Raw genomic sequence first — 25,232 nt, 5'->3', positions numbered from 1 at the left:
GTTTGCGGGTCTCCGAAAACCGCATGTCACTCCGAATCAAACGACATGTCGCCCGAACCGACCTTAAAACGATACGTGGCAGATTTATCACCGTTGTCGAATTCAAGATTCAAAATGGTCTCGCCGTCGTAGCCAAGCGGAAGGAAATCGCTCTCGAAGTCGCCGCTGCCCACGGTGAGGCTCGCCTTAAAGCCCGTAGAGTTCGGAACCGATATCTCCACATCGCCCGAGTCCACGCTTACGTCCATCGACTTCGCGGGGGCCTGGTAGAGCTCGAACGTCACATCGCCCGAACCGACCTCAGCACTGAGCGCATCAGTCACGCTGCCCGTAAACTCTACATCTCCCGCACCCAGGAAAAGGTCAAAACCATCACAGATGACACCGGCAATCTGCAGATCACCCGAGCCCACGTGCGCGTTGATCCCCTTCAGATGTTCGGCAACACGGCGCGGCAGCTCGACCGTAACTGAGCGATCGATTGCCTTACCGTCATCACTTCCAAACTGGGAAACCTTGAGCGTCGAGTCCTCGACGGATGCGATGTTTTGCGTCGCGGCCTTGGAGGCATCCATACCCTTGGCAACGCGTCCCCGCTCGATAACGCGAGCCTTGTTGCCATCAACAACCTTGACGTCCACCGAAGCCGCATTGATATCGAAATCGAGGTAGCGGAACTCATCGGCATCAAAAGTCGTGCTCGAAAGCTGCTGAGGCCGAGCGGAATAGTTACCGCTATTCAAGGAATCGTCCTCGTCAAACATATCGTCAAAATCAGACAAATGGCCAGATAGAATACCGGTCGTACGCACAATATCGGAATGAGCCAATAGCCGCGAAGCGCCAAAGACAAGCCCGATAATGAGCACAAACGCCCCGATGCCAACGCCCAGGCGCACCTTAGACTCACGCGAGAGCTTCATCATTCATCACCCTCTTTGACACTCGGCTCAGCGCTGGTCGCGGTAGCCACGTCAGTATCAACCGCAACGGAAACATCCTGAGCCCTAACTGCCACCGGCGCCGGACCAACCTGAATATCCCCGCGTGCCCAGTCGCCATCGAGCGCACGCGCCACCCAGTGATAGATGGGGATCGTAAAGAAAATCAGTGCAGCAAAGGGGCCGCCACCAAACAGGACCATCAGCAAAAAGAACAACAGCCAGCACACGGCCCAATACGGAAACGACTGGAACGGACCTTTCACCGGAGTCGGATTGACCGCACCGGTGCCCGTCACCTGCGCCGTCGCGGCGTTAGCCGCCTGCGCGCTCCAGCTTGCAGCTTGCGCCGCCTTGGCCGCAGCATCACTTGCCTGCGTTGCCGCCTCGGTTGCGCGTGCCGCCGCCTCGTGGGTACGGGCGCGTTCCGCCGCCTCGGCCTCGCGCTGGCGGGCGCGGTCCTCGTTCTCAAATTCGATATCGTCCTCGATCTCGTCGCTCGGATTGAGCAGCTCGTCCAGACTCACGCCATAGAGCTTGGCAAGCGAGATCAGGTTCTCGGTATCGGGCGAGCTCTCCGCGCGCTCCCATTTACTGACCGCTTGGCGCGACAGACCCAGCTTTCGCGCCAACCCTTCTTGGCTAAAGCCCTTGCTGCGGCGAAGGTCGGCGAGCCGCTGCGCAGTTTCTACATTCATGGTTCCTCCTATGCTTTTGCCAGCCGTGCCGCCGGACCGTTGCTGTTCTTAAGGCGCCTTGCACAGTTAAAAATCTATCCGCCACCGCCAAAATCATGCCACCTATTCTAGTGAGATTTTTGACAACCAGCGGTTGCGGGCACATATGAGCTGCGGAAATGTGTCCAAACAAAGCAATGACCCACAGCTCGGTTGTCCCCGTTGCGGCGTTAACGGTAGTATGGTCGTACTGTTTATTCCGCACCGCCATCGGAGGGAGTTCCGCGCCGTGAACCGCGATTTCGCATCATCGCTCATCCAGCTCAACAATACGTTCTATCGCGAGCACTCCACTTCCTTTTCCGATACGCGCCAAGCCCCGTGGCCCGGCTGGGTGCGCACCATGGACATCGCGCTTGAGCAGCTCGATGTGGCCACGATCGAGCATCCCGTCCGCGTCTTCGACCTTGCCTGCGGCAATATGCGATTCGAGAACTTTGCCGCCGGCGGGGCACTTGCCGCCAAGGGCGTCGACGGCGCAAACCCCTCGGCAGATGCCAGCTGCCCCTTCGAGTTCTATGGCGTCGACTCGTGCCAAGACCTGGCCATCGATGCACATGGCCACGCCCTGCGCATTCCCAACCTGCACTTCCAGGAACTCGACGTGCTCGACGCCCTTATGAAGCTCAACCCCGCCGAGACACCCGACGTGCTTTTCGACGCCCCGCTCGCCGATATCTCGGTCTGCTTTGGCTTTATGCACCACGTGCCGTCGTGCGAGTACCGCGTACGCGTGCTCGACACCCTGGTGCGCCAGACACGCCCGGGCGGCATCATCGCCATCAGCTTTTGGGAGTTTATGAACGACGAGCGCATGGCGCGCAAGGCCGTTCGCGCCGAAGCCCGCGCCGAACTCACCCCGCCGTTTGAGGGTTACGATTCCGCGCAGTTTGAAGCCGGCGACCACCTCATTGGTTGGCAAAACGACCGCCATGCCTACCGCTACTGCCACCACTTTGACGATCAACAGATCACCGACCTGGTGCGCGGCGTTCGTACGTTCTACAAGAGCGGCGAGGTTCCCGTACGCGAGCTCGAGCGTTTCCACGCCGACGGCCGTAGCGGCGAGCTCAACCGTTATGTGATTCTCAAGTGTCTGTAGGCACCGACGACGCGCCGCCGAGCCGCGCCGCATCTTTCGGGCAAACTATGCCCACCTTCTTCCAACGCATCGCCGAAACGCGCAGCCATGCGTTTCGCATTTATGACCAAGGAGCCTCATGGGAGCCGTCCACGTTCGCACGCCTAAGAACTTTGTACTCGAGGAGCGCCTGGAGCGCTACGCCGATGCGATTGAGACGAACCCCGAGGCCTATGTCGGAGATTGGCGCAAGGCCTGTGCGCCCGCAGGCAGCAAGCCTTTCGAACACCTTCACCTGGATCTTGGTTGTGGCAAGGGAACGTACCTTGTAGAGCGCGCGGCCCACGAGCCAAACACGCTCTTTATCGGCATGGACCAGGAGCCCATCTGCATCGCCTATGCCGCACAGAAAATCTGCGAGCAGAGGCTGTCCAACGCACTCGTCCTGCCCCGAGGTGCCGCATCGCTGCCGCAGCTATTTGCCGCAGGCGAACTCGATGCCATCACCATCAACTTTCCCACGCCGCAGCCCAAGGCCAAGTACGCCAAAACGCGACTCGTCCATGTCGACCACCTAATGCTGTACCGTCCGCTCTTTTCAGCCGGTGCCACCGTCACACTGCGAACCGACAGTAAGCCATTGCGCGACTACGCCTTGGGGCAGTTTGCTGCGGCCGGCTACGACACGCTTTGGGTAAGCGACGACGTCCGCCGCGACCATCCCGAGCACCCCGAGACCGAATACGAGCGTCGCACGCGCGAGATGGGTGCCGTCGTCTATGGCATTTGCGCCACACCCGGCGCACATCCCAGTGACGATGTGCTCACGGCGGGTCACATGCAGGAGCAAAGTCTTGCCTGCTACCTGCCCGATAACCTCGATGAGCTCACCTATGTGCCTCTGGGCATGGAAGAAGCCGTCGAGAACTTTAGAAACCGCGCCCGCAAGGGCAAGAAGCGCCTGCCGCAGGAGTCCTAGGGGCTTTTGACAGTCGCTGCGCCGGTAACCAAACGCAAATAGGTGCCGACGAACGGCCCTCAAACCTAAGTGAGTAGACTTTTTGGCAACAACCAAGCACAACCCGTATGGCGAAAACTAAAACCGCAGGTAGAGCCCTTGCGTAAAAACCATGTGCTCGCGATATCGCAAAAAGTCTACTCACTTAGCTGGCGACTGCACCAAACGGCTGGCAGAACGCCCATTTCCTGCATTTTCTTGCCTGCGAACGCATCGATGCGACGCTACGCCATAATGGATGGCGGACAAACGCGAGAGAAAGTTACCACATGACGCAAAGCACGACAGATACCGCCGCCAGCACCGTCTCCGGCGCCGGCGCTGCCAGCTCATTCTCGGGCGGCACGGGAACCGAGGCAGAGTTCGGCTCGCTCGGCGCACTCTCCCCCACCTGGTGGGAGCCCGAGGACGGCAGCGAGCCCGAGCCGTGGCTCACGCCCGATCAGTCCTTCGAACGCTTCTTTGAATGGACGAGCGACCGCGGCATTGAGCTGTGGGACCACCAGGAAGAGGCCCTCATGGACCTGGCCGCCGGCGATCACGTCATCTTAGGCACGCCGACCGGCTCGGGTAAGTCGCTTGTCGCGCTGGGCATGCTCTTTATGGGCATGGCGCAGGGCAAGCGCTGTTATTACACGGCCCCCATCAAGGCCCTGGTCAGCGAAAAGTTTTTCGACCTGGTGCAGGTGCTCGGCCGCGATAACGTAGGCATGATTACCGGCGACACGCATATCAACACCAAGGCGCCCGTCATCTGCTGCACGGCCGAAATCCTTGCCAACGATGCGCTGCGCGAGGGCGAGGACGCCGACGTGGGCTGCGTGGCCATGGACGAGTTCCACTACTTTGCCGACCCCGACCGCGGCTGGGCCTGGCAGGTGCCACTGCTCACCCTGCCCCACACGCAGTTTATGCTCATGAGCGCCACGCTCGGCAATGTCACCGCCATCGCTGCCTCACTCGAGGAGCACACCGGTGCCACGTGCGACCTAGTCGTCGATGCCCCGCGCCCTGTTCCGCTGAGCTACGGCTATGTGACGACCTCCCTCGAAGGCACAGTCGAGCTCGCGATGCGCCGCGGCGAGGCCCCGCTCTATATCGTGCACTTTAGCCAGGATGCCGCACTTGCGACGGCACAGTCGCTCGCCAACTTCGGCATTGCCAGCAAGGAGCAGCGCGAGGCCATCAAGGAGGCAGCCAAGGGCACGAGCTTCTCGACGGCCTTTGGCAAGATTCTTAAGCGCTTGCTCGGATGCGGCGTCGGCGTGCACCATGCCGGTATGTTGCCGCGCTATCGTCTGCTGGTCGAGCGCCTGGCGCAGCAGGGCTTGCTGCCCGTCATCTGCGGCACCGACACGCTCGGTGTCGGCATCAACGTACCCATCCACACCGTGGTGCTCACCGCGCTCACCAAGTTCGACGGCTACAAGATGCGTCGCCTGCGCGCCCGCGAGTTCCACCAGATTGCCGGTCGCGCCGGCCGCTCGGGCTTCGATACCGAGGGCATGGTAATTGCCGAGGCGCCTGAGCACGAGATCGAAAACGCCAAGCTCATGGCCAAGGCGGGCGACGACCCCAAGAAGCTCCGCAAGATTAAAAAGAAGAAGGCCCCCGAGGGCTTTGTCACCTGGAACAAGCAGACCTTTGAGCGCCTGATCGAGACGCAGCCCGAAACGCTCAAGCCGCGCCTTCGCATCACACACTCCATGGTGATTAGCGTGGTCGAGCAGGGCGGCGACGCCCGCGCCCGCGTGCACGACCTTATCGAGACAAGCCTGCAAACGCCCGAGGAAAAGGCGAAGCTCGAGGTTCGTGCCGACGAGATCTTCGCCACGCTCATCGACTCCGGCGTCGTCGTGCGCACCGAGGTGCCGCCCGCACCCGACGCTCCGGCTGACGCCGCGCCGGACATCGACTACGCACTGACGGTCGACTTGCCCGAGGACTTTGCGCTCGACCAGCCGCTCTCGCCCTTTTTGCTTGCCGCGCTGGAGCTGCTCGACCCCGAAAGTGAGACCTATACCATGGACCTCATCAGTATGGTCGAGGCCACGCTCGAGGACCCCAAACAGGTGCTCCGCGCCCAGGAGCGTGCCGCGCGCGACCGCGCCATGGCCGAGATGAAGGCCGACGGCGTCGAATACGAGGAGCGCCTGGAGCGCATTCAGGACGTCACGTACGAAAAGCCGCTCGAGGACCTGCTCGATGCCGCTTTTGACAAGTACTGCCAGGAAGTACCCTGGGCAAACGACTACCAGCTCTCTCCCAAGAGCGTCCTGCGCGATATGCTGGAAAGCGCGAGCGATTTTAAGGGCTACATTCAAAAGCTCGGCATCGCCCGCTCCGAGGGCATTTTGCTGCGCTACCTGGCAGAGGCTTACCGTTCGCTCGACCGCACCGTACCGATCGAGAAGCGCGACGAGCGCCTGCGCGACATCATCTCGTGGCTCGGCTTTGTGGTGCGTTCGGTGGACTCGAGCCTGGTAGACGAGTGGGAGAACGCCGGCAACCCGGCCGCGCTCGACGCCGCGCCGCCGCAAGGCATCGACGAAGTCGTGGCGGACCGCCGCGGCTGCACGCTGCTGGTGCGAAACGCTCTCTTCCGCCGCGTGACCCTTGCCGTCCGCGGGCACGTGCGCGACCTGGGAGACCTCGATGCCGATTGGGGCATGAGCGAGGTTCGCTGGCAAAAGGCGCTCGACGCCTACCACGAGCAGCACGAGGAGATTCTCACCGACGGCGACGCGCGCTCCTCTGCTATGTTCTCGATCGACGAGTCCGACGAGAAGGCGCTCCACGTGTGGCACGTGCACCAGATTTTTGCCGACGAGGACGGCGACCACGACTTTGGCATCATGGGCGATGTCGATCTGGACGCTACACAGGACGGCGGCGAGGTCATCTTCAAGAACTACCGCGTCGGCTTTATCGAGGACTTGCTCGAAGACTAGCCAACATAATGGAACGAAACGAAGCGGGGCCGCTGGCAACATCGCCAGCGGCCCCGCTCTTGCAATATCCGCTATGCCTTACTCGGCATCCTCGACCTCATACGAATCTGCCTCGGCTGGCTCATCGTTTGTCTCTGGTGTAGCCTCATGCGCCTCGTCAAACGCTGCCTTCATGGTCTTGTTGCCCCATGTGAGCTTGCGGATGGTAAGCTCATCGGCCTTGTTGTGGGCAAGACGCAGGTTCTCGGTGCTGCGGCGCAGGTCGTCCTTGGTCTTCTCGAGCTGCTTAATGGCGGCATCGATCTCCTTGATTGCCGACTCGAATTGCTTACTCGCCAAGTTGTAGTTGCGCGAGAAGCCATCCTTGAACTTCTCCATCTTGGCTTCGAAGTTCGTGACATCGATATTTTGCTGTTTGTACTCCGCCAGTTCCTGCTTATAGCGAAGCGAACCCATGGCGGCGTTGCGCAGCAGCGTAATCATGGGAATGAAAAACTGTGGGCGGATCACGTACATCTTCTCGTAGCGATAGCTCACGTCCACGATTCCTGCGTTATAAAGCTCGCTCTCGGGCTCGAGCAACGTGCAGAGCACCGCGTACTCACAGCCTTTCTGGCGACGATCGTGATCGAGCTTCTTAAAGAAATCCTCGTTCTTATGCTTGGTCGCGGTCTCGTCGTTCTCGTTTTTCATCTCGAACATGATCGAAATGATCTCGCTGCCGCTCGCGTCACACTCGCGGAAGATAAAGTCGCCCTTGGTGCCCTCGGACGCATCGTTGTCTTTCTCGAAGTACGCGTTGGGAAACGCCGTCATGCGTAGGCGGTTAAACTCGGTCTCGCAGTGCTGCTCGAGCGACTCGCCCACCATCTTGGTGGACAGGCGGACCTTCATGTCCTTAAGGCGCTCAATCTCTTCATCCTTATAGCGAATCAGCTCCTCGTTCGCGCGCTTGGTCTGCGCAAGTTCGAGCTCGTGTGCCGCCTTGGCCTGCTCCTCGCGCGAATCGCGCACCGCCAGCTCGTTCGTCAGCTTGGCACGCGCCTCGTCGCGCTCTCGCTCCGCCGCGGCAACCGCCTCTGACAGGTTCATTTTTGCCGTCAGCTCCTGCTCGCGTAGCTGGGCGCGCAGGCCCTCGGCCTCCTGCTCAGACTGAGCCTTTGCGGCAGAAAACTTCTCCTGCACCTTCGCCTGATAGTCAGCAAGCGTACGTTCGGCCTCGCTGCGAGCGGCATCGAGCTCACGCTGCGACTCAGCCGTAGCAGCGGCGAGCGCCATCTCCTGGGCCTTGTCCGCCGCGGCAAGCTTGGCCTGCAGCTCGGCAATCTGCGCATCGCGTGCGGCCAGATCGCTTTGAGCAGCGTTGCGCGCCTCCGACTCGGCAAGCCTGGCCTCGTCATCCTTACGTCCCAACTGTGCACGCAAGCTGTCGATTTCGCGCTGGAGCTCGGCATTCTCCTTTTGAGCATCGGCGCGGGCCTCTACCGCCGCACGCTGGCTTGCGCTCTCGCGCTCTGCAGCAGCGCCCTCGAGCTTGGCGCGCAGCTTGGCAAGTTCGGCATCGCGCTTGGCGACCTCTTGTGCCAGCTGTTGAGCTGCGGCATTCTTCTGCTCGATAAGCTGGGCGTTACGCTGGGACTCCGCCTTTTGCAAAGCGGCCGTCGAACGCGAGCGTTCAAGCTCCAGCGCCTGCTCGCCCTCGCGCTGGACCGCCTTCACACGCTCATCAAGATCGCGCGAGAACTCGGCATCGCGCACCTGTTTGACGATATCCGCATAGCCGGACGCATCGACCTTAAACACTTCGCCGCAATGCGGGCACTTGATCTCGTTCATGGCAGCTCCTCGATGGACGCAAATTTAAACCGTCTACACTCTACCGCGCCGCGCGGACAAAAAAGGCGCCGCTGCCATAATGGCAACGGCGCCAGAACCACGGTAAAGGTGCCTGGCCCATCTTGTGGTGGTTCGAGAATTACAGTCCAAAAAAGCCTAGGATCTGGTCTCGGCTTACGGGCTTGTAGTCGTTGGCGTCGAGGCCCACATCGTAGCGAAGAATGGGGCGATCGCGGTTGCGCGCGTTGGCGCGGTCTCCCCTGCTGTGGATATGCCCGTGCAGCATGATGGCGCCGCGCGCCTTGCCATTCCAGCTGAGCATGGGGTAATGGCTCATCACCAGGCGATGACCCTTAGCGTAACCGGGAGCAACCTCCAGATAATCGCGTACCTCATCCCAAATGCGCGGCGCGTCCGGATCTTCCCAGTCGCCGTCATGGTTACCACGGATGAGCGTCACGTTCTGGCATTCGATACGCTCGCGCAGGCGCACCGCCTCCGCCAGGGGCAAACGATAGGTAAAGTCACCCAAAATATAGAGACGGTCGTCCGTCGCCACGCACTCATTGATGGCATCGATGACCTTGCGGTTCATCTCCTCGACCGAATCAAACGGCCGATCCATATCGTGCAAGATATTCGTATCGCCCAGGTGCAGGTCGGCGGTAAACCACATCATCGTCTGTATCCTCATTTCGCAACGTGTCTAACACGTGCCTAGTATACAGACGCTTTGGCGCGTCGGTTAGCCAAAGAGCCCGACGAACGGACCTCGGCGGCGTTTGTCTTTCTTTTTCGACGCATCACCCTGGGCGTTCTTGTCCTGCCGCTTCTTCCGGTCCTGCTCCAACTCATCGTCATCGAGCAGCATATCCCACTCAAACGGATCGTCTGTCAGATCGAACAGGTCGTCGTCATCAACCATGACCGCCTCCATTGCCGACTAGCGGGCATCCACCACATAGAGTCCAACGCGCACCTGATGCCACGGGCTGCGCTCGGGAGCAACCTGCTGCACACGGGCTTCAAATACGTCCCCATGCCCGTAATACATCATCAAGGACAGCGGGCCAACCTCGTCTCCCGGAACATAGCCAAGCTTGGTCTTGCCATAATAGATCGCAACCGCCTCGGGGTCGTGAGGATTATCACGTTCGGCACGCAGCGTCAGTTTATCGCCCGCTTTAAGATCGCCCAAGACCAAGGCGCCGTCGGCATACTGAAATCCCGCAATGTGAAACGACAGAAGAACACGTGAAGGCTCGTACATAGCAGCTCCTCTAACGGCCGGGATACCCGGCACTCAACCTTATCGAGAAGTCTACGGGCCCGTGCGGACATAAATTCATCCTTATCTGATTCTAATGCACAAACATGCGCACGAACTTGTGCTTCCAGCTTGCATAAGGGGCATAGCGGAATGGCACGTCCAACCACGTTGCCTTGTTCACGATGCTCTTCTTGTGGCTAAACGTATCGAAGCTCTCGCGTCCATGGTACTGCCCCATACCGCTCGCTCCCATGCCGCCAAAGCCCATATGACTCGTAGCCAAATGCATAATGGTGTCATTAACACAGCCGCCGCCAAAGGGCACGTAGCGCACAAAGCGCTGCTGAGCCGCGCGATCCTGGCTAAAGATATACAGGGCCAGCGGCGTCGGACGATCCGTAATAAACGCTTCGGCCTCGTCTAAGCTCTCAAACGTCAGCACCGGCAAGATGGGGCCGAAAATCTCCTCCTGCATCACGGCGTCATCGGGGGCCACGCCGTCTAGGATCGTCGGCTCAATTTTGAGCGACGACTCGCGCGCGGTACCTCCCAGCACAACCTTATCGGGATCGATCAGCCCGCGCGCACGCGCAAAATGCTTGGCGTTGACGATGTGACCGTAATCCTCGTTGTCGAGCGGGTGCTCGCCAAACATACGACGGGCTTCCTCCTTGATGAGTCCCAGCAGCTCGTCGTGCACGCGCGTATCGACCAGCAGGTAGTCGGGCGCCACGCAGGTCTGCCCTACGTTGAGCCATTTACCAAAGGCGATACGCCGTGCCGCGACCTTCAAGTTTGCCGTCGCATCAACGATGCAGGGACTCTTGCCGCCCAGCTCAAGCGTCACGGGCGTGAGGTTTTTGCTCGCGCGCTCCATGACGAGCTTGCCGACCGGAACGCTACCGGTAAAGAAGATCTTGTCCCAGCACTCATCGAGCAGCGCTTCGTTTTCGGCGCGGCCGCCCTCGACAACCGTCACCAGACGCGGATCAAATGCCTCTTCACAGATTTGCCTGAGCACCGCGCTCGATGCCGGAGCATATGCGCTCGGCTTGATGACCACGGTATTGCCCGCGGCAAGGGCGCCGGCAAGCGGTTCGAGCGTTAGCAAAAACGGGTAGTTCCAGGGCGCCATAATGAGCGTGACGCCATAGGGCACGGCTTGCGTTTTGCACACACTCACGGCGTTGGCGAGGTCACACGGACGCAGGCGCGGACGACTCCATCGAGCCACATGCGCAATCTGATGGCGAATCTCGGAAAGCGATGTGCCGATCTCACACATATAGGCCTCGTCATGCGACTTTCCCAAATCGGTCTTGAGCGCATGGGCAATATCGGCCTCGTGGGCCCGTACCGCATCGCGTAAACTCACGAGCGCACGACGTCGAGCATCGACATCAAACGTGGCGTGCGTCTTAAAGTAGGCGCGCTGATCGCCGACGATGCGCGCAATTTCCTCGGTGTTCATGGCGCCCTCCTAGTTCTCGTCCTCAAGCATACCACCCGCGACGACCTCGTACATACGCTCGAGCTCCAAGCGGTCCATTAAAAGCGGAACGGGGTACAGCGGATTAGCCTCGGCATCGGCGTGCGTTGCCATTTCGGGAATGTCGGAGCGGCGAATGCCTGTCACATATTTGGGGATACCCAGGGCAACGTTCATGCGGTCGACCCAATCGATAAAGGCCTCGGCCGCAAGACCGTCCTGCGCGGTAGCCGGCGCAATGCCCGCCATGCGAGCAAGATCGGCGAGCTTGGGGGCGGCGGCGTCACCATAAGCGCGAAGCATGTGCGGCAGGATGATCGCGTTGGCCAAGCCGTGCGGAATCCCGTATCGTCCGCCCAGGCTGTGTGCAATGGCATGCACGTAGCCCACGTATGAGCGCGTAAAGGCAACACCCGCTTTATACGCCGCCGAAAGCATATTGCGGCGCGCACGCATGTTGTCGCCATGCTCATAGGCCTCGAGCAAATTATCGCGGATGAGTTGCACCGCCTGACGCGCCATCTTGCGCGTATAGGGCGTGGTGCTGCGCCCGATAAAGGCCTCGACGGCATGCGTCAGAGCATCCATGCCCGTCTGCCCCGTAATGGAGGCGGGCAAGCCGCGCGTAAACTCGGGGTCGTGCACCGCAAAGCGCGGGATAAGCACAAAGTCGTTAATGGGGTACTTGTAGTGCGACTCGTCATCGGTAATGACCGCTGCGAGCGTGACCTCGCTACCCGTACCTGCCGTGGTGGGAACGGCGATGAGCAGCGGCAGGCGACGATGAACGCGCAGCAGGCCGCGCATCTTGTTGATGGGCTTGTATGGCTGCGCAATGCGCGCCCCCACACCCTTGGCACAGTCCATGGCCGAACCGCCACCAAAGCCGATAATGGCCTGGCAAGCGCTCGCGCGATACAGGGACGCCGCTTCCTCCACGTTTGAGACCGTGGGGTTCGCACGTGTTTCGGCATAGACCGCAACGCCAATTCCCTTGGACGCGAGCGCTGTCTCGAGCGGTGCCGTGAGCCCCAGACGGGCAATGCCGGGATCCGTCACGATAAGGACCTTCTGGATCGAGCGCTTTTGAAGCACCGCGGGCACATCCTCGGCATGCTCTAAAATGCGCGGCTCGGTATAGGGCAGGATTGGCAATGCAATGCGAAAAACCGTCTGATATGTTCGACACCAGGCACGACGGGCTAGATGCATAAAGGAAACTCCTTCATTTGTTGATAGGTCAACATTTGCTCGACCGATTGTACTCATCGGAGGTCGCACGAGGTCTAGCAATCGTTAATCAATCAACATCTTCACATGCCCAAAATTGTTTTATTAAAAATCATTCCTAATAGGCTTCACATTCGGTCGCATTTATGGATAATAGAACTCGTCAAGACGCACGTCCGGAGAGGGCCCTTACGGGACCGGACGAGCGCGCCATCGCCATCGATCGAAAGGATCGAATTATGAAGTTTGTTTGCCCCGTTTGCGGTTATGTGGAAGAGTTCGACGGCGACCAGCTGCCCGAGGATTTCAAGTGCCCCCAGTGCGGCGTTCCCGGTTCTCGTTTCCTGAAGCAGGAAGAGGGTCAGCTCGAGTGGGCTGCCGAGCACGTCGTGGGCGTCGCCAAGATGGAGGGTGTCTCCGAGGACATCGTTGCCGATCTGCGCGCCAACTTTGAGGGCGAGTGCTCTGAGGTCGGTATGTACCTGGCCATGGCTCGCGTCGCTCATCGCGAGGGCTATCCCGAGATCGGCCTGTACTGGGAGAAGGCTGCCCACGAGGAGGCCGAGCACGCCGCCAAGTTCGCTGAGCTCCTGGGCGAGGTCGTGACCGACTCCACCAAGAAGAACCTCGAAATGCGCGTTGAGGCCGAGAACGGCGCCACCGCCGGCAAAACCGATCTTGCCAAGCGCGCCAAGGCCGCTGGCCTCGATGCCATCCACGACACCGTGCACGAGATGGCTCGCGACGAGGCTCGCCACGGCAAGGCTTTCGCCGGCCTGCTCAAGCGCTACTTTGGCTAAGCCAAACGCCTGAGAGACATTCTCTAGCTTTATAAGGCCCGGACCGCATGGTTCGGGCCTTTTTCGTGTCTTGCAAACCAGTTAACGTCCCAAAAATAGGACCACCTTTGACATCGGCTTCGCGTCAAAAACTAAGTGAGTAGCCTTTTGGGAACTTGTCGAGCAGACCACCCGTATTGCTTTATAAAACCGCAGGTAGATAGCTTGCCGCAAAACAATCTGGTCGCCATCACGCTAAAAGTCTACTCACTTAGATTTGCAACCGTCCATGATCGGGCCTTTTTGTGTCTAACGGGCATCTTTTTGTCGATTTCTCCCAGTTTTGACCAGTCAACGAATAGCTCAGACCGAAGCAATGCCTCGGCCCCTTGCTCCTCCAAGCTTTTATCGCGATATTCAACATCGAGCAACCTGCATACGGCCTTAACAATCGCATGGAATCTATCATCATCGGATATCTGTCCGTGTGTCAGGAGAAATACATCGTAGCCCATGGCCTGAAGCGCCGTCATGCGGTCGGCGTCACGCAAACCATCCCCGGCTCGCCCGTGTGAGCCCTTTCCTTGGCATTCAATGGCCACCTGTCGCTCTCCGTCCGGCGAAGAAAGAAGTAGGTCGATATATACACGGGACTTGCCTACAATCGCCCGAGCACTTGCGCTTAGCGCCACTTCGACATTGAGCTCTATGCCGCAAAAACCTTCGCCTCCCAATGATCGTGGCAACCCAAGCAACAAATACGTCTCAACCTCAAAAGGCGATGCGGCACCCAGTGGAACGAGATGCGATACCGCGACAAATCGCTTGCCGTAACGCATCCCACAAACATCTGAACAAAAACGGTCAAGGTCTCCGCCCAAAACCAAAGCGTCTCGACGCCATAAATTTGAGGCGGTGCCGTCCTCGGACGGGCAGCGCACCCAACCGAACGTTGTCGAAATCGCGCCCGAATCAATTGCACGCGAAAGCTCCGCCTCAAGTGCCGCCGGCAGGGCACACACCGCAAACAAGCCACACATCTCCGCCAATACCAAAAGAAGCTGAAGATCCGTCAGATGCCGCAACATGATGAATGCCGTCAGTAGAGGAGACGTAATCAAAACCCCATGCTCCGTTTCCAGCACGGATTCCCTGGGAAGCTCACCAAGAAACAGCCGCTGCCTAATGCTGGCAGGACAAGTCCGTTTGTTTCTCGTCCGAACCAATGTATACAACGGAAAACCGAGCGCGACCGCAGCCGTCGGGTTGCGGGCGAGATCATATCGCTGCCGGTCTTCTTCCGGTCGTGGAAGCGGCGGACACAAAGCGCGGACTTGAGGAGGCAAACGCCAGTACCTAAAAGCTGATATGTCACAAAGTAGATCCTTCATAGGCACAGGAAAACACGAATTTCAACCCAGTCAGTCACGCATTGGCGCGAACGCACCAAAAATGGCGCCGAACGGACTGCCAAGTTTTCAACAGCCCTCCCCAACTGGCCAAAAGCTTGCCGAGAGCTGGACGAAGCCCTGTTGAAAACCCCATTTTTTTCTCATGCAGGAGCTTTGCGCGGCAAGTGAGTAGACTTTTTTGAACATCCCGAGCAGGCCGGTCATCCTGCTTTTCAAAACCGCAGGTAGATAGCTTGTTACAAAACTGTCTGGTCGCCAAAGTGCTAAAAGTCTACTCACTTAGGTTGCAGAGTGCTCCCCATTAGCTGCAATTCCAAGGTAGTTAGTACTTTTGGACTCAGATCGTCATACTGAACAAGAATTTGAGTTGAGTTTTCAGGGACAGATGCGCCATCGGCACACCAAAAACAGTCACCGATATCGATAAAAGGGATGCTCGAGCGCGTGAGGGCCCGTGCAAAAGAGCTTCCGCCCGCGTCACACTCCACGGCCACGACGCAGTAAAGGCCGGCGTCCGCGTACTCGATCGAGACTTCCCCTGCCGGAAACGTTTTCCGTACAAGCGCCGCCAGGCCATCACGCGCCCCACGAGCACGAGCGCGCACGCGGTTCACATGTCGCTCGTAATCACCCGATTCCAGCAAACGCGCCAAGGCAACCTGATCAACAGAACTTACCGACGAGGCGTAGAAACCAAGGTTGCGTTTAAACCTCTCCATTAGTTCATCGGGCAGCACCATGTACGCCAAACGCAACGCCGATGAAAGACTCTTCGAAAACGTGTTGGTGTAGATAACCGACTGGGCGGCATCGATCGACGCGAGCGCGGGAATCGGCTTGCCGGCAAGGCGAAACTCACAATCAAAGTCGTCTTCGATGAGATACCGACCTGGTCGCTCGGCGGCCCAGCTCAGCAGCGCATAGCGACGCGCAATGCTCGTCACAAGACCGGTCGGATACTGATGAGACGGCATCAGATGAAGGACATCGGTCCCGGTTTTCTGCAGCGCGCTCAAGTCCACGCCCTCAGCATCCAACGGGACATGCCGCACTTCGCAACCCATGGCCTGATAGATGCGCGTCAAGCGCAAATAGCCTGGATCCTCGACGGCATACACCTTGTCCGCGCCAAGCAACTGAACCAACATGGTATCGAGCAGCTGGGCGCCCGCACCGATAACGATATTGTCGGGATTGACATTCATGCCCCTTGTCCCGCGCAGATGGTGCGCAATTGCACGTCGCAGTCGAGCGGTGCCCTGCGCCGGTGCGGGCGAAAAGATTTCACGTTCGTCTTCGGACGTCAGCGTCGCCCGTAGCGCACTTTGCCAAAGCCGCGCCGCCTCCAAAGCGGAAGGAGAAAGTGCGTCGAATCGCTCTGCCTGCCCCATGGCATCATGCGCGCTGGGACCAACAGGGACAGCATCTCGGTCGATATCCCCCGCAGCAAAAGCCAAAACCGGCGCATCCGGAAGCTCGCACGCGTAGTAGCCACGACGCGGCATCGAGCAAATATAGCCCTCGGCAAGCAACTGGCTATATGCATTCTCGATGGTAATGACACTGATACCCAAATGACTCGCAAAGGCGCGCTTAGACGGCAGATGCTCCCCCGCCGCAATACGGCCAGCAACAATATCATCGCGAATTTGCTGGTAAACATACTCATAAAGCGATGCTTCGCCGCGATTTTCCAAATTGTAGTCAAGCATGGGTCTATCACCTGACCTTATCGAATCATTCAATCTGGCATTAGTCTGACCTTGTTATTATCTCGAAAACTGAGTATTTCGCCATACCCAGCTCCCCGATAGGATGTTCCGTCAAGCAATGTACATGCCAACCAAGGGAGCAACCATGGCAGAACAGACCAGCAAGGCCGATCGCGTCAAACTCAATCGCGAACTCGCGCAGATGCTCAAGGGCGGCGTCATCATGGACGTCACCACGCCCGAGCAAGCACGCATCGCCGAGGAGGCGGGCGCCTGCGCCGTCATGGCGCTCGAGCGTATCCCGGCCGACATCCGCGCCGCAGGCGGCGTCTCGCGCATGAGTGATCCCAAGATGATCAAGGGCATCCAGGAGGCCGTCTCCATCCCCGTTATGGCCAAGTGTCGCATCGGTCACATTGTCGAGGCGCAGGTCCTGCAGGCCATCGAGATCGATTACATCGATGAGTCCGAGGTCCTCTCCCCTGCCGATGACGTCTATCACATCGACAAGACCCAGTTTGACGTGCCATTTGTCTGCGGCGCCCGCGATCTGGGCGAGGCGCTGCGCCGTGTTGCCGAGGGCGCCACGATGATTCGCACCAAGGGCGAGCCGGGCACGGGCGACGTCGTCCAGGCCGTGCGCCACATGCGCAAGATCCAAAAGCAGATCCGCGACGTTGTTGCCCTGCGCGACGACGAGCTCTTTGAGGCAGCCAAGCAGCTGCAGGTTCCGGTCGAGCTGGTGCGCGAGGTCCATGCCACGGGCAAGCTCCCCGTCGTAAACTTTGCCGCCGGCGGAGTCGCGACCCCCGCCGACGCCGCGCTGATGATGCAGCTGGGCGCCGAGGGCGTCTTTGTTGGCTCGGGCATCTTTAAGAGCGGCGACCCCGCCAAGCGCGCCGCCGCCATCGTCAAGGCCGTGGCAAACTTCACCGACGCCAAGCTCATCGCCGAGCTTTCGGAGGACCTGGGCGAGGCCATGGTGGGCATCAACGCCGACGAGATCGAGATCATCATGGAGGAGCGCGGGCGCTAGTCCAGCAGAAAGGATCGCACATGAGCGATTATGCACACCAAACGGTTGCCGTGCTGGCGGTCCAAGGCGCTTTTGCCGAGCATGAGGCAAGGCTATCTGAGCTGGGCGCACGCTGTATTGAGCTGAGGCAGGCGGCTGATTTGAAGCAGAACTTTGACCGTCTGGTACTTCCCGGCGGCGAGTCTACCGTTCAAGGGAAACTGCTTGATGAGTTGGGCATGCTCGAGGAGCTTCGTAACCGTATCGCTGAAGGCATGCCCGTCCTGGGCACCTGCGCCGGCCTGATTCTGCTGGCTCACGACCTTGCCGCTCATGACGATAAGGGCACGCCGCGTTTGGCAACCATGGATGTGCTCGTTGAGCGCAATGCCTATGGCAGACAGCTCGGCAGTTTTCGCACCAAGGGACAGGTAGACGGCATCGACGGTGAAGTGCCGCTGACATTTATCCGCGCGCCCCGCATCGTCGAGGTCCACGGCGACGCCAAGGCCTTGGCAGAGGTCGATGGCCGCATCGTCGCCGCCCGCCAGGGCAACCAGCTCGGCGTAACCTTCCACCCCGAACTCGATGAAGACACCCGCCTCCACGAACTGTTCCTACAAATGTAGGTAGAACAAAAACGAGAGTGGATAATCTCCCACTTTGAGCTTGAATGCAGACTCAAACCGGGAGATTATCCACTCTCATGCTATGTAGTCGTTGGGGACGTTCTTAAACGACTAGTCAAACAAGAACGTCCCCAACGACCACATTGCGATAGACGACCACGTTTGTCCAGATAAAACCGACCAAATAAACCTGTCCCCTTTTGGTAGGTTTGGATCAAGGCAACGCCGATGCCTTGGTACCGACAGCGAAAACCCGCCAGAGCGAGCAAGGTGCCTTGAAACGAGGCGGCATTGATTTTTTGATCATGCCGCCGAAGTTGAAAGGCAGATTGCCGTTCTGGCGGGTTTGCAGCGTCAACTAGTTACGCGGTTCGTAGAACCGCGTAACCCCTAGAAACGGTTGCCGCGGAAGCCGCCGCCGTTACGGCCGCCACGGTCGCCACCGCGACCGCCGCGGTCGTTACCACGGTTGCCGCCAAAGCCGCCACGGTTGCCACCGCGATCGCCATAGCCACCACGGTTGCCACCAAAGCCGCCGCGACCGCCACGGTCGCCGCCACGGTCGCCGCCACGGTCGCCAAAGCCGCCACGGCCACCGCGATCGCCACCGCGACCGCCACGGTCGCCGCCACGGCCACCGCGATCGCCAAAGCCGCCGCGACCGCCACGGTCGCCGCCACGGCCACCGCGAGGACCGCGGTCCTCGTCCAGGCCCATGGCGACGAGCGGAGCGATAACCTTATCGAGAGCGGCCATCAGCTCGGTAGCCTCCTCGTAAGAAAGCTCGGGCAGGAGCTTCTCCTTCTTGTTGGCAAGCTCGACCAGGCCCTCAGCGGCATCCTCGGCAGCGAAGACAACGATCTTGCGCATATCGCCCTCGGCGTCGTCGATGCGGCCGACCAGATCGGCAGCCTCGGCCTCGGCCATCAGGCCATCGAGCTCACGAAGGCGCATGCCCAGCAGGTCGGACATTTCCTTCTGCTCCATCTTGGGCTTGAGGTCAAGAAGCTTGATGGCGCGCTCGATGTTCGCCATGCGCTCGGCCTTGGCCTCCTCCTCCTTGGAAATAGCAAAGCGACGGCTGCGCAGCAGGCGGGCGGCCTTCTGCATCTTGTCCATCAGCTCTTCGTCATCGTAATCAGCGGCGGCCTCGACAACCTCGGCCTCCTCGGCGGAAACCTCGTCAGCAGCCTCAACCTCGGCACCTTCGGTCTCCACGGTCTCGACTGCCTCGACCTCGGCAGCCATGGTCTCGTTCTCGGTCTCGTTCATGATCTCTTCGTTCTCAGACATGAGACTCCTTCTTGGCCCTCTCGGGCATCATCGCCCCATTCGCGGGGCCCGTCGCGCACTCTTTGCGCTTTATACATTCATGCCTCTCGGCAAAACGTCCATTAGTTTATGGTGTCGCCATCCAATCTAGCTGCAGAATCTATGTGCACACATTAATGCGACATGTGCGACTCGCGGCGAGCGTACACCAGCGACACCGCGAACCCGACAACGGCAATCACGGCCGCCACGCGCACGGCGGCTGCAAATCCTATCGCCTGGGCAACGTCCGACGCAACGCCTGCGGCTCCAGCAGCCACCGCAGAACTCGAAAGCAGGCCGATAAACAGCGACGGACCAAACGACGCGGCAATCATGTTCCACGTGTTAAGCAATGCCGTTCCGTGAGGATGCTCAGCGGCGGGAAGCGTCTCCAAACCGGCGGTCTGCGAGGGGCTCAGTACCAAACCGACGCCGGCATACACCACAAAGGTCAGCAGCACGACAACGCCGATGTTCATGCTTGCCGCGGTCATCGAGATTGCCGTCTGCCCCACAGCGATCAGGGCAAAGCCGACCGGCAGCAGCGGCCACGCACCACGGGCATCCATCACGCGTCCGCCCACAATCGAGGTCACGGCGTTGCAGGCGATCGCCGGCAAAATGAGCAAACCCGCGACAAGTGCGGTCATGCCGTATGCGCCCTCAAAATAGAGCGGCAACAAAACGCTCATCGAGAACGTCGTCATCATCGACACCACCACAAGCAGGCATGCAGGCCAAAAACGAACGCTCGCCATGGGACGCACGTTAAGCACCGGATGCTTGAGCTTGAGCTGACGAACCGCAAACAGGCCGAGCACCACAACAGCGGCGAAAAGCGTCGCGATACCGGCCATCACATTGGTCGAGAACTCGCCTACGGAATACACAAACGCCGTAATGCCGGCGGCGAGCAAAACAACCGACAGAATATCAAGCGTGGTGTTCGAGCGCTCTCCGACATTCCGAACGAGCTTTGCTGCCGCCGCGGCGACCACGACACCGCCCACCAGCGGCACTACGAACACCGCCCTCCAGCCAAACAACGTGCACATAAGACCACTAATCACGGGCCCAAACGCCGGCCCTAGCGTAATGCAGGCACCGCCCAGGCTCAGATACAGACCGAGCTTCTCGCGCGGAGCACAAGATAGCACCACATTCATCATGAGCGGAAACAAGATGCCCGATCCCGCAGCCTGCAAAATACGACTTGGCAGCAAAACGGTAAACGACGGGGCGACCAGGCACAGGACTTCTCCGGCGACCATGCATCCGCATGCGAAAAACAGCAGCTTGCGCGTCGAGAAACGACCGGACAGAAAGGCCATGATGGCCGTAAAGATCGACGTCACGATCATGTATCCCGAAACGAGCCACTGCGCCGTGGTAGCGCTCACCGAAAAGACCGCCATGATGTCGTGCAACGCCACGTTAATAATGTTCTCGTTAAACGCGGCGACAAAGGCCGCGATATACATTACGACGAGAAACGCCGCAGTGGCCGATGGCGCTACTTGAACTTGTTGCTGAGATTTGCTCCCCATGCATTTCCTTCCTCTTGGAACGACAGTCGCATCGCCCCAGAGGAACAGTCCAGGGCGAAAATGAGCCCTAGACTTACGCCAGACGCCGCACACGACGAATCTGACAACATGGTCCAACGTCGAAAGATTGTAACGCGGACGCGCAGCTTTCCTTCCGCGCTATTATTAAAAGTCCACGAAAGCATAAGACATGAGGAGCCCGCCATGATTAAGCCCATCATGAAATCCGAGTTCTTTTTGCGCCTGCCTTCCGAAGACGCGGGCCCCGATGACGCCGTGACTGGGCAGGACCTCCTGGATACGCTCCATGAGCATGAGCACGAGTGCGTGGGCCTCGCCGCCAATATGATCGGCGTGCGCAAACGCATCATCTGCGTAAAGGACGGCAACAGGGCGCTGTTGATGTACAACCCTCAAATTCTTGAGCAGGGCAATGCCTATCAGACGAGCGAAGGATGCCTCTCGCTTTCCGGCGAGCGCCCCTGTACCCGCTATCGCCGCATTAAGGTTGAGTATTTGGACGAGAATTTCGTCCACCGCATCAAAAACTTCTCGGGCTACACCGCCGAGATCATCCAACACGAAATCGACCACTGTTGCGGAATCGTTATATAGTTCCGCCGATTCAAGAAAGCTCCCTGCAGAAAAATAACTGCAGGGAGCTTCTCATAGTGCGGAGCTTCTATCCCACTAGCTCTGGCGGTAATGATCGAAGAAGTCGGCGAGGTCTTCGAGGGACTCTTTGAGTACTTCCATGCGCGGCAGGTACACGATGCGGAAGTGATCGGGCTCGGCCCAGTTAAAGCCGCCGCCGCGCGTGATCAGGATCTTCTTCTCGTGCAGCAGGTCGAGGGCAAACTGCTCGTCATCGGTGATGTTGAACTTCTTCACATCCATCTTGGGGAAGATGTAGAACGCCGCACGCGGCTTAACCACCGAGATGCCATCAATCTTGTTGAGCGCCTCATACACAAAGTTGCGCTGCTCGTAGACACGGCCGCCGGGGCGGATGTAGTCGTTGACGGACTGATGGCCACCGAGTGCCGTCTGAACGATCGATTGAGCCGGCACGTTGGAGCACAGGCGCATGTTCGAGAGCATGTTGATGCCCATAATAAAGTCGCTCATGCAGCGCTGGTTACCCGAAAGCACCATCCAGCCGATACGATAGCCCGCGATCATGTGCGACTTGGAAAGGCCGCTAAAGGTGACGCAGGGCAGGTCGGGAGCGAGCGAGGCAATCGAGACGTGCTCGTAGCCGTCCATGCACAGGCGGTCGTAAATCTCATCGGCAAAAATCATGAGCTGGTGTCTGCGCGCGATCTCAACGATGCCCTCGAGCACCTCGCGCGGATAGACCGAGCCCGTGGGGTTGTTGGGGTTGATGATAACGAGGGCTTTGGTCGCGCTCGTGATCTTGGACTCCATATCCTCCAAGTCGGGATACCAATCCGCCTGCTCATCGCACAGATAGTGCACAGGATGACCGCCGGCAAGGGTTGCGCACGCCGTCCAGAGCGGATAGTCGGGGCTGGGGATCAGAATCTCGTCGCCATTGTCGAGCAGCGCGTTCATCGAAAGCTGAATGAGCTCGGACACGCCGTTGCCCGTGTAGATATGCTCCATCTGAACGTTGGGCAGGCCCTTGATCTGCGAATACTGCATGATCGCCTTGCGCGCGGAGAACAGGCCACGCGAGTTGGAATAGCCTTCGCAGTCGGGCAGCTGCTGGCGCATGTCCTTGATGACCTCATCGGGCGTGCGGAAACCGAAGGGCGCCGGGTTGCCGATGTTGAGCTTGAGAATGCGCTCTCCCTCGTCCTCCATACGGGCGGCCTCGTCGACGACGGGACCGCGCACGTCATACAGGACGTTGTCGAGTTTGGTGGATTTAGAAAAAGTACGCATGGTGGTGCTCCTTGCAATTTGAGCTGAAGGACTAGGTTCGAATTTGGCAACGTTATGGGACGAGGACGTCTCGCCTTGATCGGCGTCACCGGCGAGCAGCCAGGTAACATCGACCTCCAAAATACGGGCGAGCAGCTCTGCCACATCACGCCGCGGAATCGTCTTGCCGCTCACATATTGGCTCATCTGACTCTTGCCGAGTTTTTTGCCGAGCATCTCCGATGCGCGGATCACGTCCGACTGGCGAACGTCGCGATCGGACATAGTCTGTCGCAGGCGATCGCAAAACGCCTCTTGGGCCACAGGAACCTCCTTGCTGGCAAAGTTCAATTTATAGAACACGAATTGAACCAAAGTTCAATTTAGGCAGCAGTATAACGCGCCACCTCATTCGAAAGTTCAATTTCATAAGAAAATGTACCGGACTCTGAGATTTGCCCAAAGCGGACAATGACGTGTACACGTTTAGAGGTATTCGAGGAAACGAGCCGCCGCAAGCGAAACGTCAGCGGTGCGGCATATGGCGTTGATCTGCCGATGGGGATGCCCTTCGAGCGAACGCACGGCAACATCGAACTGGCAGCGGCGCAAGATGAGCGCGGGAAGAATGCTCACGCCCAGGCCGTCCTCGACCATAGCCATAATCGCATAATCATCCCAGGTCGACAGCTTAGAGCGCACCGCCAGGCCCGCGCGGCGGAACAGCGGCGTGATCTCGTCGTCGCTACCGCGTTCCAGCAGAATAAACTGCTCGTTGGCCAAATCGGCAAGGGAAACGATCTCCGCGGTGGCAAGCGAGGAGTCCGCTGGCACCACGGCCATCAGCTCGTCTTGCACCAACGGCCGCGACGCCATGCCGGCGCCGCGTGGCTCACGCGGGATAAAGCCCAGATCGCAGCGGCCCTCTGCCACCCATTGTTCAATCTCTGAGTAATCGCCCATCAGCAACTCATAATCGACGTCCGGGTGATCGGCGCGAAAACGCGCAATCACCGGCGGCAACACGTGGGTCGCCACACTCGAAAACGTACCGATGCAGATTTTGCCGCGCATGAGCCCGCGCATCTCATCCACCCGTCGTTGCAGGCGGCCAAACTCTTCGCATAACGCCTCGACTGCCGGCATGACCTGCCGCCCATCGGCAGAAAGCACTACGCCCTCGCGGCTTCTATCGAGCACTTTAAAGCCCCAGTCGGCCTCGAGATCGGCCACCATACGGCTCACGCCCGACTGCGAATAGCTCAGCCGCTCGGCGGCGCGCGTAAAACTGCCGGCGCGCACGGTCTCGAGCAGCACCTGCATCTTTTGAATATTCGTCTCCACGGCACCCCTCCACCTTTGCATGAGTCTTTGTCATGTTATCCATGCATTATATTCGCTTTTCTTCTAAAGCCAGTTCACCCATAGTGAACATGCTCGGATATAGAGGGGATGTCAGCACATGAACAACGGACTGTTTGCGTACTTAGCAGCATTGCTATTGTTTGGCTCCAACGGCATCATCGCCGCCGTCATCGCACTGCCGAGCTCCGATATCGTGCTACTACGCACGTTTTTGGGCGCACTCTCGCTTGCCGCCATCCTCGCCATCACCCAACGCCATAAGTTGCAGGCGCCATCTCGCCCCCGCGAAGCCGCAGCCCTCCTCCTCTCGGGAGCCGCGCTGGGCGCCAGCTGGATTTTTCTGTTCCGCGCGTATCAGACGATTGGCGTCGGCGTCTCCTCGCTGCTGTACTACTGCGGTCCCATCATCGTCATGGCCCTCTCACCGCTTATCTTTGGCGAAAAACTGACCGGCGGCAAAATCGCCGGGTTTATCGCCGTCGCCTGCGGCGCTTTTCTCATTGCGGCGCAAGGTCTCGGCGGCAATATGCCCATTGTGGGCATCGTCTGCGGCATCGCCTCGGCCTTCTGCTATGCATTGATGATCATTGCCAGCAAGAGAGCGCCGCACATCGAAGGCCTCGAGAACTCCGCGCTCCAGGTGAGCGCTGCCTTTGTGACCGCGCTTGTCCTCACACTCGCCACTCAGGGAGTCCCCTCGTTCTTATCCCCCGGCATCGCCGCAGGCATAGATTGGCGCGCCGTCGCTATGCTCGGCGTCGTCAACACCGGCATCGGTTGCCTGCTCTACTTTAGTGCCGTCGCCAAGCTGCCCGTGCAGACCGTCGCGGTCGTCGGCTACCTCGAGCCACTTTCGGCCGTCGTATTCTCCGCCGTCCTCTTGGGCGAAGCCATAACGCCGGTCCGCCTGATGGGCGCCGCGCTTATCATCTGCGGCGCGATCTTTTGCGAACTCGCCGGCAAACGCGCAAGCGCCAAGGCCGGTATCGCCCAGGCAGCACGCGCCTAAAAGCCCCTCT

22 protein-coding genes are annotated in these 25,232 nt (G+C 59.3%); 8 read left to right on the top strand and 14 right to left on the bottom strand.

Annotated features, from left to right (window positions below; genetic code table 11):
- Positions 1-26: 26 nt before the first annotated feature.
- Both DW233_RS04070 and DW233_RS04065 read right to left on the bottom strand, forming a co-directional pair.
- Entirely contained in the window at positions 27-926 is a 900-nt protein-coding gene (locus tag DW233_RS04070; protein WP_118266830.1) for a DUF4097 family beta strand repeat-containing protein, read from the bottom strand.
- Positions 923-1,639: a helix-turn-helix domain-containing protein gene (locus DW233_RS04065; RefSeq protein WP_118266828.1), complete on the bottom strand. Its 717-nt coding sequence runs from the start codon at positions 1,637-1,639 to the stop codon at positions 923-925. The genes DW233_RS04070 and DW233_RS04065 overlap by 4 nt, the downstream gene beginning before the upstream one ends.
- Before the next feature lie 268 nt (positions 1,640-1,907).
- On the opposite strand from DW233_RS04065, the gene DW233_RS04060 reads away from it, so the two are divergent.
- The 3 genes from DW233_RS04060 (at position 1,908) to DW233_RS04050 (ending at position 6,728) form a co-directional block, all read left to right on the top strand.
- Entirely contained in the window at positions 1,908-2,780 is an 873-nt protein-coding gene (locus tag DW233_RS04060; RefSeq protein ID WP_118266827.1) for a hypothetical protein, read from the top strand.
- Positions 2,781-2,898: 118 nt separating this feature from the next.
- On the top strand, positions 2,899-3,738 hold the full coding sequence (locus tag DW233_RS04055) for a tRNA (guanosine(46)-N(7))-methyltransferase TrmB (RefSeq protein WP_118266825.1): 840 nt from the start codon (positions 2,899-2,901) through the stop codon (positions 3,736-3,738).
- 308 nt (positions 3,739-4,046) lie between these two features.
- Complete coding sequence (locus DW233_RS04050) at positions 4,047-6,728, top strand: RNA helicase (protein WP_118266824.1); 2,682 nt, start codon at positions 4,047-4,049, stop codon at positions 6,726-6,728.
- Between the two features lie 78 nt (positions 6,729-6,806).
- On the opposite strand, the gene DW233_RS04045 is transcribed toward DW233_RS04050, so the two are convergent.
- The 6 genes from DW233_RS04045 to DW233_RS04020 all read right to left on the bottom strand — a co-directional run bounded on the left by DW233_RS04045 (position 6,807) and on the right by DW233_RS04020 (position 12,535).
- Complete coding sequence (locus DW233_RS04045) at positions 6,807-8,564, bottom strand: DUF2130 domain-containing protein (RefSeq protein ID WP_118266822.1); 1,758 nt, start codon at positions 8,562-8,564, stop codon at positions 6,807-6,809.
- Positions 8,565-8,703: 139 nt separating this feature from the next.
- Positions 8,704-9,243 (bottom strand): metallophosphoesterase, encoded by a 540-nt coding sequence (locus DW233_RS04040; RefSeq protein ID WP_233547932.1) that lies wholly within the window; start codon positions 9,241-9,243, stop codon positions 8,704-8,706.
- Positions 9,244-9,309: 66 nt separating this feature from the next.
- The gene (locus DW233_RS04035) at positions 9,310-9,489 is read right to left on the bottom strand and encodes a hypothetical protein (protein WP_118266819.1); all 180 of its coding nucleotides are present in this window, start codon (positions 9,487-9,489) and stop codon (positions 9,310-9,312) included.
- A gap of 18 nt (positions 9,490-9,507) precedes the next feature.
- Positions 9,508-9,834: an HIRAN domain-containing protein gene (locus DW233_RS04030; RefSeq protein WP_117647459.1), complete on the bottom strand. Its 327-nt coding sequence runs from the start codon at positions 9,832-9,834 to the stop codon at positions 9,508-9,510.
- Between the two features lie 91 nt (positions 9,835-9,925).
- The gene (locus DW233_RS04025; RefSeq protein ID WP_118266817.1) at positions 9,926-11,305 is read right to left on the bottom strand and encodes an aldehyde dehydrogenase; all 1,380 of its coding nucleotides are present in this window, start codon (positions 11,303-11,305) and stop codon (positions 9,926-9,928) included.
- 9 nt (positions 11,306-11,314) lie between these two features.
- Positions 11,315-12,535, bottom strand: coding sequence for an iron-containing alcohol dehydrogenase (locus DW233_RS04020; protein ID WP_117774073.1), 1,221 nt, complete (start codon positions 12,533-12,535; stop codon positions 11,315-11,317).
- A gap of 254 nt (positions 12,536-12,789) precedes the next feature.
- On the opposite strand from DW233_RS04020, the gene DW233_RS04015 reads away from it, so the two are divergent.
- Entirely contained in the window at positions 12,790-13,353 is a 564-nt protein-coding gene (locus tag DW233_RS04015; protein ID WP_070097113.1) for a ferritin family protein, read from the top strand.
- Positions 13,354-13,595: 242 nt separating this feature from the next.
- On the opposite strand, the gene DW233_RS04010 is transcribed toward DW233_RS04015, so the two are convergent.
- Positions 13,596-14,477 (bottom strand): hypothetical protein, encoded by an 882-nt coding sequence (locus tag DW233_RS04010; protein ID WP_117774072.1) that lies wholly within the window; start codon positions 14,475-14,477, stop codon positions 13,596-13,598.
- 542 nt (positions 14,478-15,019) lie between these two features.
- Complete coding sequence (locus DW233_RS04005; protein ID WP_118266816.1) at positions 15,020-16,456, bottom strand: PLP-dependent aminotransferase family protein; 1,437 nt, start codon at positions 16,454-16,456, stop codon at positions 15,020-15,022.
- A gap of 145 nt (positions 16,457-16,601) precedes the next feature.
- On the opposite strand from DW233_RS04005, the gene pdxS reads away from it, so the two are divergent.
- Positions 16,602-17,492, top strand: a complete 891-nt coding sequence (gene pdxS / locus DW233_RS04000) for a pyridoxal 5'-phosphate synthase lyase subunit PdxS (RefSeq protein ID WP_022094325.1) — start codon at positions 16,602-16,604, stop codon at positions 17,490-17,492.
- A 20-nt stretch (positions 17,493-17,512) separates the two neighbouring features.
- Positions 17,513-18,100 carry a pyridoxal 5'-phosphate synthase glutaminase subunit PdxT gene (gene pdxT, locus DW233_RS03995; RefSeq protein WP_118266814.1) on the top strand — a complete coding sequence of 196 codons (588 nt, stop codon included), beginning with the start codon at positions 17,513-17,515 and terminating at the stop codon, positions 18,098-18,100.
- A gap of 390 nt (positions 18,101-18,490) precedes the next feature.
- Here the strand turns inward: pdxT and DW233_RS03990 are convergent, their stop codons facing one another.
- On the bottom strand, positions 18,491-19,393 hold the full coding sequence (locus tag DW233_RS03990) for a hypothetical protein (protein WP_118266812.1): 903 nt from the start codon (positions 19,391-19,393) through the stop codon (positions 18,491-18,493).
- A 152-nt stretch (positions 19,394-19,545) separates the two neighbouring features.
- Entirely contained in the window at positions 19,546-20,961 is a 1,416-nt protein-coding gene (locus tag DW233_RS03985; RefSeq protein WP_118266810.1) for an MFS transporter, read from the bottom strand.
- Between the two features lie 204 nt (positions 20,962-21,165).
- On the opposite strand from DW233_RS03985, the gene DW233_RS03980 reads away from it, so the two are divergent.
- The gene (locus tag DW233_RS03980; protein WP_118266808.1) at positions 21,166-21,576 is read left to right on the top strand and encodes a peptide deformylase; all 411 of its coding nucleotides are present in this window, start codon (positions 21,166-21,168) and stop codon (positions 21,574-21,576) included.
- Positions 21,577-21,651: 75 nt separating this feature from the next.
- On the opposite strand, the gene DW233_RS03975 is transcribed toward DW233_RS03980, so the two are convergent.
- Together DW233_RS03975 and DW233_RS03970 are read right to left on the bottom strand one after the other, a co-directional pair.
- Positions 21,652-23,133: an aminotransferase class I/II-fold pyridoxal phosphate-dependent enzyme gene (locus tag DW233_RS03975; protein WP_118266862.1), complete on the bottom strand. Its 1,482-nt coding sequence runs from the start codon at positions 23,131-23,133 to the stop codon at positions 21,652-21,654.
- A gap of 201 nt (positions 23,134-23,334) precedes the next feature.
- Positions 23,335-24,192 (bottom strand): LysR family transcriptional regulator, encoded by an 858-nt coding sequence (locus DW233_RS03970; RefSeq protein ID WP_231501644.1) that lies wholly within the window; start codon positions 24,190-24,192, stop codon positions 23,335-23,337.
- A gap of 118 nt (positions 24,193-24,310) precedes the next feature.
- On the opposite strand from DW233_RS03970, the gene DW233_RS03965 reads away from it, so the two are divergent.
- Positions 24,311-25,222, top strand: a complete 912-nt coding sequence (locus DW233_RS03965; protein WP_118266806.1) for a DMT family transporter — start codon at positions 24,311-24,313, stop codon at positions 25,220-25,222.
- The last annotated feature ends 10 nt before the right edge of the window (positions 25,223-25,232 follow it).

Origin of the sequence: Collinsella sp. AM20-15AC (assembly GCF_003471405.1) — a bacterium.
In the GTDB taxonomy this organism is placed as follows: domain Bacteria; phylum Actinomycetota; class Coriobacteriia; order Coriobacteriales; family Coriobacteriaceae; genus Collinsella.
Note: the sequence above shows the minus strand (reverse complement) of the source record. Positions and strands in the feature narration are given on the sequence as shown.

Bases quoted from the DNA above. Each gene is read 5' to 3' on its own strand.
- DW233_RS04070 (WP_118266830.1), bottom strand. From the start codon at position 926: ATGATGAAGCTCTCGCGTGAGTCTAAGGTGCGCCTGGGCGTTGGCATC.
- DW233_RS04065 (WP_118266828.1), bottom strand. From the start codon at position 1,639: ATGAATGTAGAAACTGCGCAGCGGCTCGCCGACCTTCGCCGCAGCAAG.
- DW233_RS04055 (WP_118266825.1), top strand. From the start codon at position 2,899: ATGGGAGCCGTCCACGTTCGCACGCCTAAGAACTTTGTACTCGAGGAG.
- DW233_RS04050 (WP_118266824.1), top strand. From the start codon at position 4,047: ATGACGCAAAGCACGACAGATACCGCCGCCAGCACCGTCTCCGGCGCC.
- DW233_RS04045 (WP_118266822.1), bottom strand. From the start codon at position 8,564: ATGAACGAGATCAAGTGCCCGCATTGCGGCGAAGTGTTTAAGGTCGAT.
- DW233_RS04040 (WP_233547932.1), bottom strand. From the start codon at position 9,243: ATGATGTGGTTTACCGCCGACCTGCACCTGGGCGATACGAATATCTTG.
- DW233_RS04035 (WP_118266819.1), bottom strand. From the start codon at position 9,489: ATGGTTGATGACGACGACCTGTTCGATCTGACAGACGATCCGTTTGAG.
- DW233_RS04030 (WP_117647459.1), bottom strand. From the start codon at position 9,834: ATGTACGAGCCTTCACGTGTTCTTCTGTCGTTTCACATTGCGGGATTT.
- DW233_RS04025 (WP_118266817.1), bottom strand. From the start codon at position 11,305: ATGAACACCGAGGAAATTGCGCGCATCGTCGGCGATCAGCGCGCCTAC.
- DW233_RS04020 (WP_117774073.1), bottom strand. From the start codon at position 12,535: ATGCATCTAGCCCGTCGTGCCTGGTGTCGAACATATCAGACGGTTTTT.
- DW233_RS04005 (WP_118266816.1), bottom strand. From the start codon at position 16,456: ATGCTTGACTACAATTTGGAAAATCGCGGCGAAGCATCGCTTTATGAG.
- pdxS (WP_022094325.1), top strand. From the start codon at position 16,602: ATGGCAGAACAGACCAGCAAGGCCGATCGCGTCAAACTCAATCGCGAA.
- pdxT (WP_118266814.1), top strand. From the start codon at position 17,513: ATGAGCGATTATGCACACCAAACGGTTGCCGTGCTGGCGGTCCAAGGC.
- DW233_RS03990 (WP_118266812.1), bottom strand. From the start codon at position 19,393: ATGTCTGAGAACGAAGAGATCATGAACGAGACCGAGAACGAGACCATG.
- DW233_RS03985 (WP_118266810.1), bottom strand. From the start codon at position 20,961: ATGGGGAGCAAATCTCAGCAACAAGTTCAAGTAGCGCCATCGGCCACT.
- DW233_RS03980 (WP_118266808.1), top strand. From the start codon at position 21,166: ATGATTAAGCCCATCATGAAATCCGAGTTCTTTTTGCGCCTGCCTTCC.
- DW233_RS03975 (WP_118266862.1), bottom strand. From the start codon at position 23,133: ATGTCCGATCGCGACGTTCGCCAGTCGGACGTGATCCGCGCATCGGAG.
- DW233_RS03965 (WP_118266806.1), top strand. From the start codon at position 24,311: ATGAACAACGGACTGTTTGCGTACTTAGCAGCATTGCTATTGTTTGGC.